This window comes from Gilvimarinus gilvus, from assembly GCF_030518155.1.
GTDB lineage: Bacteria > Pseudomonadota > Gammaproteobacteria > Pseudomonadales > Cellvibrionaceae > Gilvimarinus > Gilvimarinus gilvus.
In genome coordinates this window covers 1-15,142 of record NZ_JAULRU010000423.1, presented here as the reverse complement: position 1 = coordinate 15,142, position 15,142 = coordinate 1, and the positions used below count along the sequence as shown (strand labels likewise).

Annotated in this window: 15 protein-coding genes and 1 pseudogene; 8 read left to right on the top strand and 8 right to left on the bottom strand. The window is 50.6% G+C overall.

Annotated elements, in window-relative coordinates:
* Positions 1–386 precede the first annotated feature (386 nt).
* Complete coding sequence (locus tag QWI17_RS08315) at positions 387–1,631, bottom strand: serine hydrolase domain-containing protein (protein ID WP_302722059.1); 1,245 nt, start codon at positions 1,629–1,631, stop codon at positions 387–389.
* Between the two features lie 107 nt (positions 1,632–1,738).
* Between QWI17_RS08315 and QWI17_RS08310 the strand changes: the two genes are divergently transcribed.
* The gene (locus QWI17_RS08310) at positions 1,739–3,796 is read left to right on the top strand and encodes a winged helix-turn-helix domain-containing protein (protein ID WP_302722058.1); all 2,058 of its coding nucleotides are present in this window, start codon (positions 1,739–1,741) and stop codon (positions 3,794–3,796) included.
* A 484-nt stretch (positions 3,797–4,280) separates the two neighbouring features.
* Here QWI17_RS08310 and QWI17_RS08305 read toward each other — a convergent pair whose 3' ends face one another.
* A complete protein-coding gene (locus QWI17_RS08305) occupies positions 4,281–4,715 on the bottom strand; it encodes a hypothetical protein (protein ID WP_302722057.1) in 435 nt (144 codons plus the stop codon).
* A 214-nt stretch (positions 4,716–4,929) separates the two neighbouring features.
* On the opposite strand from QWI17_RS08305, the gene QWI17_RS08300 reads away from it, so the two are divergent.
* Positions 4,930–5,967: a Gfo/Idh/MocA family oxidoreductase gene (locus tag QWI17_RS08300; RefSeq protein ID WP_302722056.1), complete on the top strand. Its 1,038-nt coding sequence runs from the start codon at positions 4,930–4,932 to the stop codon at positions 5,965–5,967.
* Positions 5,968–6,925: 958 nt separating this feature from the next.
* On the opposite strand, the gene QWI17_RS08295 is transcribed toward QWI17_RS08300, so the two are convergent.
* Positions 6,926–7,957, bottom strand: a complete 1,032-nt coding sequence (locus QWI17_RS08295) for a LacI family DNA-binding transcriptional regulator (RefSeq protein WP_302722055.1) — start codon at positions 7,955–7,957, stop codon at positions 6,926–6,928.
* A gap of 132 nt (positions 7,958–8,089) precedes the next feature.
* Positions 8,090–8,362, bottom strand: a complete 273-nt coding sequence (locus QWI17_RS08290) for a hypothetical protein (protein WP_302722054.1) — start codon at positions 8,360–8,362, stop codon at positions 8,090–8,092.
* A 293-nt stretch (positions 8,363–8,655) separates the two neighbouring features.
* On the opposite strand from QWI17_RS08290, the gene QWI17_RS08285 reads away from it, so the two are divergent.
* Both QWI17_RS08285 and QWI17_RS08280 read left to right on the top strand, forming a co-directional pair.
* Complete coding sequence (locus QWI17_RS08285; RefSeq protein ID WP_302722053.1) at positions 8,656–8,859, top strand: CsbD family protein; 204 nt, start codon at positions 8,656–8,658, stop codon at positions 8,857–8,859.
* 9 nt (positions 8,860–8,868) lie between these two features.
* Complete coding sequence (locus QWI17_RS08280) at positions 8,869–9,441, top strand: exopolysaccharide biosynthesis protein (protein ID WP_302722052.1); 573 nt, start codon at positions 8,869–8,871, stop codon at positions 9,439–9,441.
* An 86-nt stretch (positions 9,442–9,527) separates the two neighbouring features.
* Here QWI17_RS08280 and QWI17_RS08275 read toward each other — a convergent pair whose 3' ends face one another.
* Positions 9,528–9,800, bottom strand: coding sequence for a hypothetical protein (locus QWI17_RS08275; RefSeq protein WP_302722051.1), 273 nt, complete (start codon positions 9,798–9,800; stop codon positions 9,528–9,530).
* A 227-nt stretch (positions 9,801–10,027) separates the two neighbouring features.
* Between QWI17_RS08275 and QWI17_RS08270 the strand changes: the two genes are divergently transcribed.
* Positions 10,028–10,426 carry a hypothetical protein gene (locus tag QWI17_RS08270; RefSeq protein ID WP_302722050.1) on the top strand — a complete coding sequence of 133 codons (399 nt, stop codon included), beginning with the start codon at positions 10,028–10,030 and terminating at the stop codon, positions 10,424–10,426.
* An 89-nt stretch (positions 10,427–10,515) separates the two neighbouring features.
* Here QWI17_RS08270 and QWI17_RS08265 read toward each other — a convergent pair whose 3' ends face one another.
* From QWI17_RS08265 to QWI17_RS08255, 3 genes are all read right to left on the bottom strand, one after another.
* Positions 10,516–10,854, bottom strand: a complete 339-nt coding sequence (locus QWI17_RS08265) for a P-II family nitrogen regulator (protein ID WP_020210976.1) — start codon at positions 10,852–10,854, stop codon at positions 10,516–10,518.
* A 199-nt stretch (positions 10,855–11,053) separates the two neighbouring features.
* A complete protein-coding gene (locus QWI17_RS08260; protein WP_302722049.1) occupies positions 11,054–12,322 on the bottom strand; it encodes an ammonium transporter AmtB in 1,269 nt (422 codons plus the stop codon).
* A 29-nt stretch (positions 12,323–12,351) separates the two neighbouring features.
* On the bottom strand, positions 12,352–12,690 hold the full coding sequence (locus tag QWI17_RS08255) for a P-II family nitrogen regulator (protein ID WP_302722048.1): 339 nt from the start codon (positions 12,688–12,690) through the stop codon (positions 12,352–12,354).
* Positions 12,691–13,109: 419 nt separating this feature from the next.
* On the opposite strand from QWI17_RS08255, the gene QWI17_RS08250 reads away from it, so the two are divergent.
* The 3 genes and pseudogenes from QWI17_RS08250 to QWI17_RS08240 all read left to right on the top strand — a co-directional run.
* Positions 13,110–13,337 carry an accessory factor UbiK family protein gene (locus QWI17_RS08250; protein ID WP_302722047.1) on the top strand — a complete coding sequence of 76 codons (228 nt, stop codon included), beginning with the start codon at positions 13,110–13,112 and terminating at the stop codon, positions 13,335–13,337.
* A gap of 193 nt (positions 13,338–13,530) precedes the next feature.
* Positions 13,531–14,259 (top strand): annotated as a pseudogene (locus QWI17_RS08245) (magnesium chelatase domain-containing protein); the annotation flags it as partial.
* Positions 14,260–14,667: 408 nt separating this feature from the next.
* Positions 14,668–15,142: NIF family HAD-type phosphatase (locus QWI17_RS08240; protein ID WP_302722046.1), on the top strand; the 475-nt coding region annotated here is incomplete at its 3' end.

Genomic DNA, 15,142 nt, shown 5'->3' with positions numbered 1-15,142 from the left:
GGGTTATGGGTTATGGGTTATGGGTTATGGGTTATGGGTTATGGGTTATGGGTTATGGGTTATGGGTTATGGGTTATGGGTTATGGGTTATGGGTTATGGGTTATGGGTTATGGGTTATGGGTTATGGGTTATGGGGATATTTTCGCATACTGTGGAGTGGAAGGTTAGTGTTGCCATCTTTTAATGAGAATTCTACATGTCTGAGGTTTTACAGGCGCCACCTTCACCGCCACGGCGCGAATTATTTCTGGCACCCTTAAGTAACCCGACCGCTCCAGTGCCCACGCAAAGCTAGGCCCTAAGCAGAGTGAGTGTTTAGGGCCTGAGCTAAATCCGTTAGTAGCAGCTCCCGCTGCCACGGACCTCCCTCACCGCGACATACGCTCTATTGACCTCTCGCCTCCTTACCCTTTAACCATTTAGCGAATATGTACGCGGCCTCAAAACAGGTTTCGGGCGTCGCCCGAATGTCTTGCTCCAGAAGGTTTGCTGTCGCCGCGATGACCAACTCATGTTCTGGAAAAATCAGCAGGAAAGCGGAGCTACCCGAAGCCGTCCCCCCATGATGAACAAAAAGCTCGGCCTCCTCCCCCATAACCGCCTCCAAATGCTTGCTCTCAACACGCCAACCCAATGCATATGACTGCGGGTTAATCGCTCCGTTATTGAGCTTCTGAGGCGTCCAATAAATCTCTCGGGTATGTTGATCGAACAAAGTTTCGTTCAACCAGGCATTGGCGAGTCTAACCATATCGCTGGGGGTAGAGAGAAAACCGCCACCCGCCCACTTGTAGCTGGCATTGGTCGGCGCAGAGGCGCGAACACCACTGTTGCTCCCCACTTGGTCGTACCAGCTCGCCGTTCGCAGAGAGTGCTGAGTGCCTTCCGCGGCGGTAGTTTCCATCCCCAGAGGCCCAAAGACAGTTTCTTTCATTAATGCCAGGAAATTCTTATCGGTGGCGCTTTCCAGAACACCACTGGCTAAATTGTAACCGTAGGAACTGTACGCAAAGCGTTCGCCGGGAGGGTACAGCAGCCGGTCTTCGATAAAGAGTTCGAGCCCGTGGTTTACGTCTTTAAACGACTCATTGATATAGTACTCGGCAAATGGCGGACTCCACATCATGCCGTAGTGGCGAATGCCCGCCTGATGACTAAGCAACTTGCGCAACGTCACCCCGCTCCCCTTGTGGGGGTAATCGCTCCGATAGGCTTCAATCGGCTTGTCGAGCGATACAAGTTTTTGATTGGTTGCCGTCGCCATTGCCGTGGACAATAAAGTCTTAGAGACGCTGCCAATGCGGTAGGCTGTATCCAAAGTGACAGGCTCCGCACTGTCAACATTTACATGGCCTACTGCGCCGGCCCAGACTAACTCCCCCCGATAGCCTATGGCCACAGACAGAGACGGTGTGGTGTACTCGTCTCTCCATGCGACCAAGTGCCTCTGTAAGCTTTCTCCCACCTCTGTAAACCGCGGATCGAACGTCATCGACGTCTGCGCCCGGTCCGTGAGCGGTTTTATACTTTGTACCGGAACCCAAGGTCTAATAAAGTAACCAGCCAACAGTACTACGATGAGTATAGTGACAACCAAAATAGCTAACGCGTTGCGCGTGAATCTTTTCATTAACGGCTCCTTAAGTCGTATTGTGAGATACTGCCGTTAGAGCGCACCGCAAAGCGTGAATTAACAATGAAAAACTCGTGAATAAATTGTGAAGCCCTTTCAAATCAATGACTAAGACCACCCACCAATGTGTGCGCCTGAACCACATTCTCGTCGACTTTCACAATCGTCGCCTGCGAGATGGGCAAAGTGACATCGATATTGACGGTCAAAGCCTAAGGGTTTTGCAGGTGCTGATTGAGCATTACCCTGACACAGTACCCAGGCAACAACTGCTGGATGAGGCCTGGCACGACCTTGTCGTCAGCGACAATAGCCTGAGTCAATGTGTCGCCAACTTACGCCGGGTTTGGCAGGATGACCCTAAGACTCCAACGTTTATCCGAACCGTACCGCGCCAGGGGTACCAGCTATTGGCGCAGCCCCGCTCCGACTCGAAGCGCAATAGGCGGGGAAGTCGTTATGCTTTAGTCGCGGGCCTTTCGCTGGTTGTGGCACTGGGCATCTATTACCTGGCAGACCTTCAGCCATCTAACCCCAGGAAGGCCGGTACTTTTACATCATTGCCAGTCGAGCAATTTCAACCGGCACGAGTAATCACTTCCCGCCCCGGACTTGAATTGTTCCAACGATTCTCGCCCGATGGAAAGTGGCTCGCCTATGCGCAAGCCGGTGCCGACGGTGATTTTGATCTGGTTAAAACAGAGATTGTCAGCGGCAGTCATACCGTCTTACTGACAGGCGAGAGTGATGCGTATCCAGGAGACTGGTCTGTGGATGGTTCTGCGTTAATTGCCGTAGTACAGACAGAAGACACCTGTGAACTGCGCGTGCTCTCTGCTCACAAAGAAAATCTCAACTACCCGTTATATCGTTGCGAATATCACGATTTACCGGCTCGCGTGCGCTGGGTCACCAAGAATCAAATGCTAATCGCTCACAGTGTCGGCGGTGAACCCAGACTTACCCATCTAACGTTATCGACATGCGCCGACGGCCGTCTAGAAGTCTCGGAAGAAAATACCATTGAAGGTGTGCACCCCGAAGACCTTGACGTAACAACAGACGGCCGCTACCTGCTGCTCAGCGAGCGACTCGACAGCGAAGCCCGCTACCGTCTTTCCCGGTACGATATGCAATCGGGAGAGCTGCAAGAACTCGACAGTCAGGCGAGCCCATACTGGGGAATCAGCTGGTTAGATAATCACTTAGAGTATTTAATCGGTGGGCATCTACGCCGCGGCAGGCTCGATGCGCCATGGCAAAGCGCCTACCCCGCCACCAACTCTGTTTGGGATGTGGATTACCACACAATTGGCAAGCTGGCGATTAGCGAGGCTCGCGCTCAAATCAATCTTACCGCACTTAGAGTCGAACCGAGCAACGCCGTACCCACGGATGCAATTGCCCCCTCTTCAAAAGTGGATTTTTTACCCGCCTTTTCCGCCGATGGCGCTCAGTTAGCATTTGTATCCAATCGACAAAGCCTGACCGGATTGGGTATATGGCGCATTGACTATCCGCATGGTGAGCCTGAACTTTTAACGGAACTCGCAGACGGTATACTACCGCAAAGAATCGCCTGGTCTCTCGACAATAAGTACCTGGCTGTTCTCGACAATCGCCACAAGTTGTATTGCCTAAATATAAAAAATCGCCAATGGCGCCAGATTTCAAAGAGCCCGGAGAAATCTTATCACCCCTTCTGGACAGAGGCAGGATTAGCATTTAGTCAGCAATCCGATGACGTTATTGATTGGGTCGTATGGAGCTCATGCAAAGAAACAGAACTCATGCGTAGGCGTGTAGAAAATATCGTACTGCAGCAACCTGACAACGGGAACCTCCTTCTCGGCGACCCGAAAACAGGATTAGTTTATTGGCAGAATGGAGCCACAGTCGCACAGGCCGAGTCATTAAATTTTTCTTACATTGACAAAGACGTCATCTACTACTTTCAACGTGATGGGCAAGAGCTAGTGCTAAAACTACAGAATTTGAAGTCTGGGAGCACTCAAAACTTACACAGGTCGTTAGCAATTCATTATGGAAACATCCCCCTGCAAATCGCCGTACACGAAAGCACCGGTGACGTCATTATTCCAACGCCCCAAGGACATCAAGCAGACATTGTACTTTTGAGTAAACACACACAAAATCAATAGCAACAACGGTAGCTGGGCTACGCCATATTGTTGTTAATCAGGCTTTTTAACTCAAGAAGTCTACTGATTGCTGTACTGCACCCACGCTTTTGACTGAGCCACATAGACAAAGTCAGCCCCGGTGACAGCATTAACCGCAGGTCACCATGGCTTGGAGGGTCACAATCTTCAAGCCCTTCCAGCGCCAAGCTATTCGCCATAGGTTCTTTTCGGGTAAATGGCTTGCAAACTTCCTACAGATGCAACTCTTTTGCCGTCCACGTCAACCCATCGCGCTCTTGCCCCGAGCTACATGGATTGCTCTCATCAATAAACACTGCTGAAGTACCCGCTAATTTTTTGTACGCCATATCAGCCATCTATTGTGAGACTAGGTAGTCTAGCGATGCATCTATTAGCGAATTTGATCTAAATCATTTATTACTACTTATTACCACTGTTGCATTATGCGTGACAATAAACGGCCACACTGAGCGAAAGGCACTTAACCCCATTCACCTTCAATGTTATCTCGCAGTTTCTTGGGGTAGGTGTTTGGGTCGACCGGCAAGAACTGACCATCTCTCTTTTTATACAAGGCTTTTCGGTAGGGGAAAGTAAGTATACTTTCTTCAATCGACGAAAAAAACGCCTTCCGACCACTCCATTGCGTGCCACATTCACCGCAGGCCCATACATCTTCTTGATCATTGATACACTCTGCAATAAAGCCGCAGGCCTTGGTAGGGCAATGGTAGATATATTCCGTACCATCGGACAGCGCAGCTAACACATCCGCTGGGGTGATAGCGTGACCTTCACTTTCACGGAAGTCATCAAGCCTTTTTTCCTGTATAAATTTCAGTTCATACTTGTCTTCAGATACTCTTCTAAGATTGCCTTTAAACTTCCGATATTTCTCATCGCCACAGAACACCATAAACTTTTCTTGGATTTCTTGATTCTCTATACGTCAATGTCCATACAAATATCGTCAGTGTCGGAGCATTAATTACTGCAGCACACTTCAAAACGCCGCTGCTGAATGACTAGATTGAAGTTACACCAGCATTCGTATTTACACCACCTCAAAAAACGTTAGACTGGCATACGAATTGGCGCTACCGCTTCTCACCGCAACGGATACCCTACCTATGAGTCAAACCCTTAATGTTGCACTAGCCTCTTACGGCATGTCGGGTAAGGTTTTTCACGCACCTCTGATTGCCGCGCATCCGTTTCTTAGGCTTGCCAGCGTACTTCAACGCAACGACAACAGCGCCCTACAACGCTATCCGAAGGTAAAAATCGTCCGTAGCTTTGATAAGCTGATCAGCGATCCCAAAATTCATATCGTGGTAGTCAATACACCCAATGTCCTGCATTACCCCATGGCCCGCGATGCACTGCGCGCCGGTAAAAATGTAGTACTGGAAAAGCCTTTTACCGCCGAGCTTGATGAAGGCCGGGAGCTAATTGAACTGGCCCAGCAACAAGGGCTTATGCTCACCGTATTCCACAACCGCCGGCTGCAATCGGGCTTTAACACCGCAAAAAAATTACTGCAGGAAAAGCGCCTCGGCAAAATTAATACCTTTGCCGTCACTATCGACCGCTTTCGGCCCGAACCCGGCCCCAAAAAATGGAAAGAAGAGCCCAATCCAGGCGCCGGCTTACTCTACGATCTGGGCTCACACTTAATCGACGAGTGCTTAACCCTGTTTGGCTTACCTAAGTCGGTGTATGCCGACTTGCGTATCGAGCGCAACGGAGCGCAAACTTGCGACTACTTCGACGCACGGCTCGACTACCCGAGCCACAAGTGCTTACTCAAAGCCAGCATGCTCGCACGCGAACCGGCACCCGCCTACCTCATACACGGAGATAAGGGCTCTTACCTAAAACCTCTGGGTGATGTGCAAGAAAGCCGCCTGGCGGCAGGCCAGATTCCACAGGGAGACAATTGGGCCGACGAACAACCCCATGAATGGGGTCACATCCGCACCGACCAGGGCAGAGAAACCTACCCCACCGTCGCCGGCAATTACCAATACTTCTACGACAACGTCTACCGGCACCTAACCCACGGCGACGAACTACTGGTCATCCCCGACCAAGCGTTGGTCACCATAGGGTTGATCAAAGTTCTCGAACGCAGTGCCCACGAACGTACCTGTATAGAGCTAGCATAGTATTGGGAAGAGCTATGTTCATGCTCGTCGTGAAGAGTTTAGCCACGAGAGCTTATGCCTTTTTGCAGACGTGGTGATTCACCAATCAATATTGCAAACGAATTCTAAGGTCGGACTTCAGTATTGGTTAAGAGTTCATTAGTGTAAAGCGTTCGATAAATTTTGAACGTCGACATTTTTTCTTTTTCGGATCCAGCTTGCCTCACAACAGAAAAAGGTATGCCAACTTTATTGATGAGGCCACTAAGGCAACCCAACCAAAAAAAGTAAGCTCTCTCGCTGTCATAGCAGGCCAAAAGAAAAGAAACGTAGCGAATTTACCGTCCAAAAAATTGGCGCCACCTCCAATCACGAGCCACAATCCAATAACACCTGGCACCAAGTAGAATATGTACTCCATGGTCTCATTATCTCCACTTTAGAAAAGACCTTCATTAGGTTGTCAAATGTTAACTTAAGATATAATTACACCCCAAAAAGACGCCGTTCTTTTCGGAAATTATTGACGACTTTCCAAGAAACCGCCAAGTCGTTTTCATTTGCATTTACCACGTATTTTTTCAATAAGACATGGCCAGAAAAATGCTTTTTTGTGGATGACTTAAATAATCAACAAATTCATAGTGCTAATTTGAATAAGAAGGAATTAGCTATCAAAGAGATCAAAATCGCTAAAATAAGTCCTAGTTTAAGTTTGCTCATACTTCAATATTGTTAATTTCTAAAGGCTGAATAATATCTTGTTCATATATTGAAAGTAATACCTATATTTACATTGCTCTTTACTACGAAGCTCAAGTTCCCGATAACATCCAGCCGCGTGCTGGTGAATTTTTAGGGTTGATCGCGCATAAAAGCACATTTAGAAGAATTTCTTGGGACAAGGTGAATGCCTCGCAGAGACAAAGAGGGCAGCCTGGGCTGAGCGCAAGAGCGACCTGAGGGCATGACTCAATGCCTACGCCTTCCCCCCACACGACCCTCTAACCACCAACTCTGCCGGAATCAAAAACGACTCAATCTTCTCTCCTTCCATCAACTTTAGCAGATTTTCCACCAACAACTCACCGGCAAGTTTGGTGTTTTGCTGCACGGTCGACAGTGGTGGGTAGGTGTAGGCCGCCATGGGAATATCATCAAACCCCATAATCGCAATTTCATCGGGTATGCGTATGCCTTTTTCTTCCAGCGCCTTCATAACACCGATGGCAATTAAATCGCTGGCGCCAAGTACGGCATCAAAGGTAATGCCGTTGTCGCGCAGAGAAACCGCGGCTTGATAACCGGAATCTTCCGAGGTTTCCGCATCCGCCTGCAGTTGCGGGTCAATGCTAATACCGGCTTGCTCCAGCGCTTCGCAGTAACCTTGATAACGCCGACGAAACTCGGGACTGCCTTCGGAGATCCCCCCCACAAAAGCAATTCGCTCGTAACCCAAACCTAGCAAATGATCGGTGGCTTTTTTCGCTCCGCTGAAATTATCGCAACCAATCGAGACACCCGGCTGGCCCGGCAGTACTGGCCCCCAGGTAATATAGTGCGCATCTTGCTCATCCAGGTGATTTAGTTTTTCGACATAGGTGGTGTAATCGCCATAGCCCAAAAAGATGATACCGTCGGCGCGGTTGGCGTCTTCGTAGTCGGCGTGCCAGTCGTCGCTAAACTGCTGGAATGAAATCAGTACGTCGTAATTGCGGGTGGCGCTGGCCCGAATGATGCTCGCCACCATCGACAGGAAAAATGGGTTTATCAGTGAATCGCCGGTACCGTGATCTTCGTTTAACAATAGGGCAATGGTGCGGGTTTTTTGCGAGCGTAGATTGCGGGCATTCTTATCGACCTTGTAATTCAGCTCAAGGGCAATGTCTTTAATACGCTGCTTAGTTTCTTCATTGACCAGAGGGCTGTCGCTCAGTGCGCGCGATACGGTCGCCTGAGAGACGCCCGCCTTATAGGCAATATCGAACGATGTCGGTTTGCGATCTTTCATACAGCCATCCCATGGACACGGTTGGGCCGCGGTTGGGCGGCTTTGTAGTTATTGTTGCGGCTCACTAATGGCTGTATTCTGCCACGTATGGCTGGGTCTGTTAATGTTATTCGAACCGTCCCGCGAGAGTGATTATTTATTGACCCACTTAATTTGCTTAATCAGTACAAAGCCTGCAAATCCACAGGCCGCCGCTACCGTACCGCCGACCACTTGCGCGACCATCCACATAGTGGCTCCACCACCGTCATGGGGCGTGAAATACACGGTATAAATTAACGCTCCCAAGAGCCCAAACCAGGGCAATGCTGCCGATACAATAGCGCTGATTGGTGTGCGTGAAATCCAGCCACACACAAGACCTACACAAAAGGACGGTACTATTAGCAGTAGCCAAACCCACATAATTTTTCCCCATCGAAAAAGGCCGTTTACCTACCTTACACCAAAGCGGCCGTGGGTGCTTAGGCACAGGGTTGTTAACGACTACGCGCCGCTCCCAAAATGACAATGGCGCTGTAAAATTTATAAATACCGATAATCGAAAAGCCTCACCCAGACACAAGCTAACTTCGCTCCAACCCCTGTTAGCACTGCGACGGCGGCCTATAAAGCCCACTCACCCAGTGTGGGAATGGTCTTTGCTACATTCTGCTTATGAGTCATTGGACATACATGTTTACCCACAGGAGGTATTTATGAACACCGATCAGTTTGCAGGCAACTGGAAGCAACTCAAAGGCACCGTGCAAGAGCACTGGGGGCGTCTAACCGACGACGATATCAGTAAGGTGGTGGGCAAGCGTGATAAATTAGTGGGCCTCATCCAGAAACGTTACGGCGTTAGCAAGCAAGCAGCCGAACACGAGGTCAATGTCTGGTCGGTTAAATACGAGCAGTAGGCACTCACTATGACTAGTGCACACAGTGAGGGGTTAACCGATACCATTGAGCTTATACTTGAGTCCAACGAAGGGCAAAGTGTTAGCGTTGGCAGTGTACTGGAAAACGCAAGTGACCGGGGCTTCGGCCCCCTGCTGCTGGTGCCAGCATTGTTTACTTTTTTGCCGACAGGTGGCATACCGGGTGTGCCCATTGTGGCAGCAGCCGTTATTGTGTTGATTGCCGGGCAACTGTTGATAGGACGCCGCTCGCCTTGGTTGCCTGCGCGCATACAACGCATGCAACTGAAGAAATCCTCCGTTACTGAGGTGCTGGAGCCGGCCAAGCGCTACACCGCACGAGTTGATCGAGTTTTAAAGCCGCGCTTAAGTTTTTTGTTGGGTGAGAGCGGCCTTAAAGCAATCGCGGTTTTGTGCATTGCACTGGCATTAGCGTTAATACCTCTCGGCCCCATACCGTTTGCAGCCGCCGCCCCGTCTGGCATTTTAGTGCTGCTGTCGTTGGGCATAGTCGCCAGAGATGGCGTATTGGTGCTAATTGGCGCACTGCTGAGTGTAGCAGTCACAATGCTACTAGTGTGACACACCATACCGACGACCTAAGCTGGCCGGGCTCGGTAGTACGCGCCCTAGAATAAAAAGCCCGACGTAGCGCCAGGCTTGTTGTTTTACATTAGGCTGCCGGTGTAATCACTGGCGGGTTTGCCAGGGCGCTCAGAGACGGGGCGGTTGGGTATTTCGTTAATTTTTCCGCCCTTGGCTAAGAACGCCTCTATCTGACACGAAAGCTCACAGCGCAGCTTTTCGCGCGAGGCAATATTGTAATCTTCCGTGGGCTGAGCTTTGCCGCTTGCAGCCGTGTTCAGAGATTCGTCATCCTCCACTTCCATGTCATCATCCTGATCCAGATCCTGTTCGGTTTCGTCGTATTGACTCGCCATAATCACACCTCTTCAAAAACCAGCGTTAAATACGCGCAAGTAAAAAATAGGCGAAATTGGTGCCAACAAAGGCCCGCCAAAAATGCTCTGCTTTCATTGTTTTTTTGTCTTTATAACGCAAGATTTCGCTCAGGTCACATTTTTTTTTGGATTTCTTAGGCCAGTTTTTTATTAGCAAAGAGGGTTGCTTATACTTTAGTTATTTATGCTTTTATGCAGGCAATTTTTTGCACAAATTATCCAGTCGCGCTAGACTGCGCGCTTTTAGCGGTTGCATCATTATGGCTCGCCAGACCGAACTTAAGCACTTTCCCGAACTCCGCCACCTACCCATAGAGGAGCAGCGCGAGCGGCTGTCTCAGGCCAAGGCGGCCGCCTTCGGACCAGACCAAAAGCTAACACGCTGGCGCGGTAATTTATTGCAGTTTGCGGTTATGTTTGGCATGTCAGTGCTGTTTATGATGGTGATAGCGCCCGCACTTGCTCTATCGCAGGATGCATCGGCACTGGTGATGCTGCTGGTGGTGTTACCGGTATTCTTTGTCTTGCAACAAAGACGCTATCTTGCCCTTATTCGCAAAAGCCTGCACGAGCAACATGCCGACAGTGATTTACCCAAACAGTAACGTCAGCAGAAACCGCGCGCATAAAAAAAGCGCCGAACGGCGCTTTTCGCTGCAATTGAGCTAACCCTAACCCCGTTGCAATGTAAGGCTTAAATGGCTTCAGAGCCAGTTTCACCCGTACGAATACGAATGATTTCTTCAAGTGGCGTGATAAAGATTTTACCGTCACCAATCTTACCGGTTTGTGCCGCCTTGGTAATGGCTTCAACAGCCTGGTCTACCATGGAATCATCAACAGCCAGCTCGATTTTTACCTTGGGTAAGAAATCCACCACGTACTCTGCACCGCGGTACAGTTCAGTGTGACCTTTCTGACGACCAAAGCCTTTTACCTCGGTTACGGTCATACCCTGTACACCCACTTCCGACAGTCCGGTACGAACGTCGTCAAGCTTAAATGGTTTTACGACAGCAGTAATCAGTTTCATTATGAGTTCCTTTTGGGTCTTAGTCTCTGCTTTTAACTTGGATCCGCCACAGTGTAGTCGGACGCCTGTCTCAGGTTATGGGTTAAAGATACACGCTGAGCGCGGGAAAATCATCCTTATCCTTAAGCCAAGTGAGAGACCAGGGCCTGAGCCCTAAGCGAACAGCGGCTCGGGCGAGCCGAACCGCTGCACTAGAGACTTACTTAGAGGAAGTGAACTCTGGGTAAGCTTCCATACCACACTCGGCAAGGTCGACACCCTCGTACTCTTCTTCTTCGCTTACGCGCAGACCGATGATCACCTTAATGATGCCCCATACGATCAGGCTGGTAACGAATACCCATACAAAGATGGTCAGCGCACCAATGATTTGGCCAGAGAAGCTAGAACCGTCGTTGGTCAAAGGCACAACCAGCAGACCGAACAGGCCAACCACACCGTGCACAGAGATGGCACCAACCGGGTCATCGATTTTCACTTTGTCCAGCGCGATGATTGAGAACACAACGATCACACCACCGACAGCACCGATAACGGTAGCCGCCAGCGCGGTAGGTGTAGAAGGCTCTGCGGTAATCGCTACCAGACCAGCCAGGGCACCGTTCAAAGCCATGGTTAGGTCGGCTTTACCGAACAGGATGCGAGCAACGATCAGCGCGGCAACCAGGCCACCAGCGGCAGCAGCGTTAGTGTTCAGGAACACCATGGCCACAGAGTTAGCATTGGCGATATCGCCCAGCTTCAGCACAGAACCGCCGTTGAAACCAAACCAGCCCATCCACAGGATGAAAGTACCCAGAGTGGCCAGAGGCAGGTTAGCGCCTGTAATGGCGTGAATTTCACCGTTAGCGCCGTATTTGCCTTTACGTGCACCCAGCAGGATAACACCCGCCAAAGCCGCAGCAGCACCCGCCATGTGAACAATACCGGAACCTGCAAAGTCAGAGAAGCCCAGGTCGCCCAGAGTGTACATACCGAACACAGAAGCACCGCCCCAAGTCCAGCTGCCTTCCATAGGATAGATGAAGCCAGTCATAACGATGGCGAACAATAGGAAAGCCCACAGCTTCATACGCTCAGCAACCGCACCCGATACGATAGACATAGCCGTTGCTACGAATACGACCTGGAAGAAGAAGTCAGAGGCGCCTGAGTAGATAGAACCGCCTTCGAAACCGTCTTCACGGCCAGCGAAATCAGACAAAGTAGCTGCAACATCTACTTCTTCAATGCCTGAAAGGAAGATACCGCCACCGTACATAATGGCGTAACCGCACACTAGGTACATAATGCACGAGATCGAATACAGAGCGACGTTCTTGGTCAAGATCTCTGTGGTGTTTTTCGCACGAACCAGACCTGATTCGAGCATGGCGAAACCTGCTGCCATCCACATTACCAGCGCGCCGCACACCAAAAAGTAGAAGGTGTCCATCGCGTACTGGAGATGAAAAATATTATTTTCCATTGCTTAATCCCCGTTTGAGTTAAATTGTTTTAAAGCGCTTGATCACCGGTTTCGCTGGTGCGAATCCGGATAACTTGTTCAAGGCTTGAGACAAAGATTTTTCCGTCACCAATTTTGCCGCTGTTGGCAGCTTTGGTGATGGCCTCGACCACGGAGTCAAGCTCCGACTCTTTTACGGCAATTTCCACCTTGGTTTTGGGCAGGAAATCTACGACGTATTCAGCGCCGCGGTAAAGTTCTGAATGGCCCTTTTGCCGGCCGAAGCCCTTGACTTCGGTGACGGTCATACCGTGAATGCCGATCTCTGATAGCGCTTCGCGCACGACATCGAGCTTAAACGGTTTGATAATCGCTGTTACCAATTTCATTTATTGTGCTCCTAAAAAAACCCGCACCCGAGAGTGCGGGAAACACTGGAAAGACGATCTGTCTGTCCGCCTTAGCGGTAAAACAGAAGAGCAGACCCTAAAAGAGGCTCCACGCCCTTTACTGTGTACTCGCCGAAGGTCACTGCACAGAGCAGGCCAATTAGAAATTTATGCTGAATATCAATGGCATATCGCAAAATCACAGGGGTTGAGGCGCACTGCCCACCGCCCAGAGCACCTACCCATGCACCAAAATCGTGCCACCGTCATTTGTGCGCGCACCATTTGTGCACCACTTTATGAACCTGGACGATTGTGGCGACAATTGCCCACTTTTAACGCACCTGAGTGCGCCCGTAAGTCGCATAAACGGTTGCCACCAAGTCGTTGTACAATGCGACTTTTAGAGGAGCAGAATCATGCAAGACTTCGCCGAACGGCTACTTCAGGAACTCAGAGCCCAATTCCCTTCACTGGAAGACGTGCCCACCCCCAACGTCAAGGCCGCACTCAACCGCGCGATTAACAAAATGGATTTAGTCACGCGGGAAGAGTTTGACGCCCAGGCCGCCGTGCTCGCCCGCACCCGGCAAAAACTAGAGGCGTTAGAGAAACAAGTAGAGGCAATGGAGCAAAGCCAAGGCTAAGCGGGTTTAACAAGCGCCAGACGTCTGATGTCGGACGCCACCGTGCAATGGGCGCAAAAGCGCCCGTTCCCCGTTCCCCGTTCCCCGTTAACATCCTCTGATTTTCATACCCAACATTGACCCCACCCTCCACTCCCGCTAAATTGAGCTGTACTAGGTGCAAGGCAGCACCTCCACAGGCAAAGGATTGCGTATGTCACTCGCTATTGTTCACACTCGCGCTCAATTGGGTATTGATGCGCCCAGCGTTACCGTCGAAGTTCACCTATCCAACGGCCTCCCCAGTCTGGCCATTGTCGGCTTACCGGAGACAGGCGTTAAAGAGAGCAAAGACCGGGTGCGCAGCGCGATTTTGAACAGCCACCTGGAGTTTCCGGCGCGCCGTATCACCGTTAATTTGGCCCCAGCGGACTTACCGAAGGAAGGCGGACGCTACGATCTGGCCATCGCCATCGGCATACTCGCAGCCTCAGGTCAGGTGCCCACAGAGCCACTAGAGCGGCTCGAATTCCTGGGCGAGCTGGCGCTGTCTGGCGGGCTGCGCCCGGTACATGGCGCCCTGCCCGCCGCATTGGCTTGCGTACGTAGCTCGCGCAATCTGATCACCGCACAAGAAAATGGGCCCGAGGCCTCTCTCGCCGGAGCGGGCCACATACATATAGCCACAAACTTACTCAGTGTCTGTGCGCAGCTGCATGGCCGGGCTCAGCTCCCCTGGGCGCAACCGGCCCAGAGCAACCAAGCCAATACCTATCCGGAATTACAGGATGTGCGCGGCCAGGCTCAAGCCAAACGCGCACTGGAAGTGGCTGCCACCGGCGGTCACAACCTGCTCATGTTCGGCCCACCCGGCACGGGAAAAACCATGCTGGCCAGCCGTTTGCCGGGTGTGATGCCGCCGATAGCACTGGCGCAGTCGCTTGTAAGTTCTGGCGATATATGGAAATGACTAGCAAAAACTGGTATTTTCTGGCGATAAATGGAAATGATAATTTCATTCCCACTGCTGTGAGTTCTAGAAATAGATGCGATAGTATGGAAATGGGCGCGACGAATCCGAACACATCCTCCGCAAGCCTCTATCATGGAACGTAGCATGTATGCAGTTGCTACTTTTTGCCTTCGAGGAATAGCCACCATGAAACATGTAGCCGTCTCTTGACGTTGAGATAGCTTTACAGCTTTCCCTTAAGTGCTTTCTGTCTCGATGCTAAACTATGAAATACAGGTGTCGCTCAAATTTTGTTGAAACGAAACCACAAAAGGTACTGGTGGAATGGGTGGGTTGGGGAGTGAAGACAGGAAGCGTTCAAGGCTACTGGTGCTTGATGTGGACCATACCCTGCTTTATGCACCCGCCTACGACCCTTTGCTAGAGGTCGTTAGCGGGGCAAGTATGACTCGCAAAGCATTCTTCGACGCACTGCCAGCCGGGGGCGTGACGATTCAGGTAGGGCGTCCAGAATTGGTCTATCCTAGGCCACATCTAGCCACTTTCATTCAAGATGCGAAGGCCATGGGCTATGATCTAGGCATATGCACCACGGCGACCTTAGATTATATTGAGTTGCTGTTACCCCTGTGTGGTGTAGAGCTGAGCCTCTTTTCAGTGGTTGTCACCAGAGAAGACTTATCGCGAAGCGGGGGTAAATTAGTCAAAAACCTACACCGCTTTTCTGAATTTGGTTATAGCTTGGATGATGTGGTTGCCATTGATGACCGAGAGGATATACACCAACACACGGAGAACCTCTTAACGATAAAGCCCTTTAATATCAGCCGTGATGATTTCAGGGAAGACAAAG

Bases quoted from the DNA above. Each gene is read 5' to 3' on its own strand.
- QWI17_RS08315 (WP_302722059.1), bottom strand. From the start codon at position 1,631: ATGAAAAGATTCACGCGCAACGCGTTAGCTATTTTGGTTGTCACTATA.
- QWI17_RS08310 (WP_302722058.1), top strand. From the start codon at position 1,739: ATGACTAAGACCACCCACCAATGTGTGCGCCTGAACCACATTCTCGTC.
- QWI17_RS08305 (WP_302722057.1), bottom strand. From the start codon at position 4,715: ATGGTGTTCTGTGGCGATGAGAAATATCGGAAGTTTAAAGGCAATCTT.
- QWI17_RS08300 (WP_302722056.1), top strand. From the start codon at position 4,930: ATGAGTCAAACCCTTAATGTTGCACTAGCCTCTTACGGCATGTCGGGT.
- QWI17_RS08295 (WP_302722055.1), bottom strand. From the start codon at position 7,957: ATGAAAGATCGCAAACCGACATCGTTCGATATTGCCTATAAGGCGGGC.
- QWI17_RS08290 (WP_302722054.1), bottom strand. From the start codon at position 8,362: ATGTGGGTTTGGCTACTGCTAATAGTACCGTCCTTTTGTGTAGGTCTT.
- QWI17_RS08285 (WP_302722053.1), top strand. From the start codon at position 8,656: ATGAACACCGATCAGTTTGCAGGCAACTGGAAGCAACTCAAAGGCACC.
- QWI17_RS08280 (WP_302722052.1), top strand. From the start codon at position 8,869: ATGACTAGTGCACACAGTGAGGGGTTAACCGATACCATTGAGCTTATA.
- QWI17_RS08275 (WP_302722051.1), bottom strand. From the start codon at position 9,800: ATGGCGAGTCAATACGACGAAACCGAACAGGATCTGGATCAGGATGAT.
- QWI17_RS08265 (WP_020210976.1), bottom strand. From the start codon at position 10,854: ATGAAACTGATTACTGCTGTCGTAAAACCATTTAAGCTTGACGACGTT.
- QWI17_RS08260 (WP_302722049.1), bottom strand. From the start codon at position 12,322: ATGGAAAATAATATTTTTCATCTCCAGTACGCGATGGACACCTTCTAC.
- QWI17_RS08255 (WP_302722048.1), bottom strand. From the start codon at position 12,690: ATGAAATTGGTAACAGCGATTATCAAACCGTTTAAGCTCGATGTCGTG.
- QWI17_RS08250 (WP_302722047.1), top strand. From the start codon at position 13,110: ATGCAAGACTTCGCCGAACGGCTACTTCAGGAACTCAGAGCCCAATTC.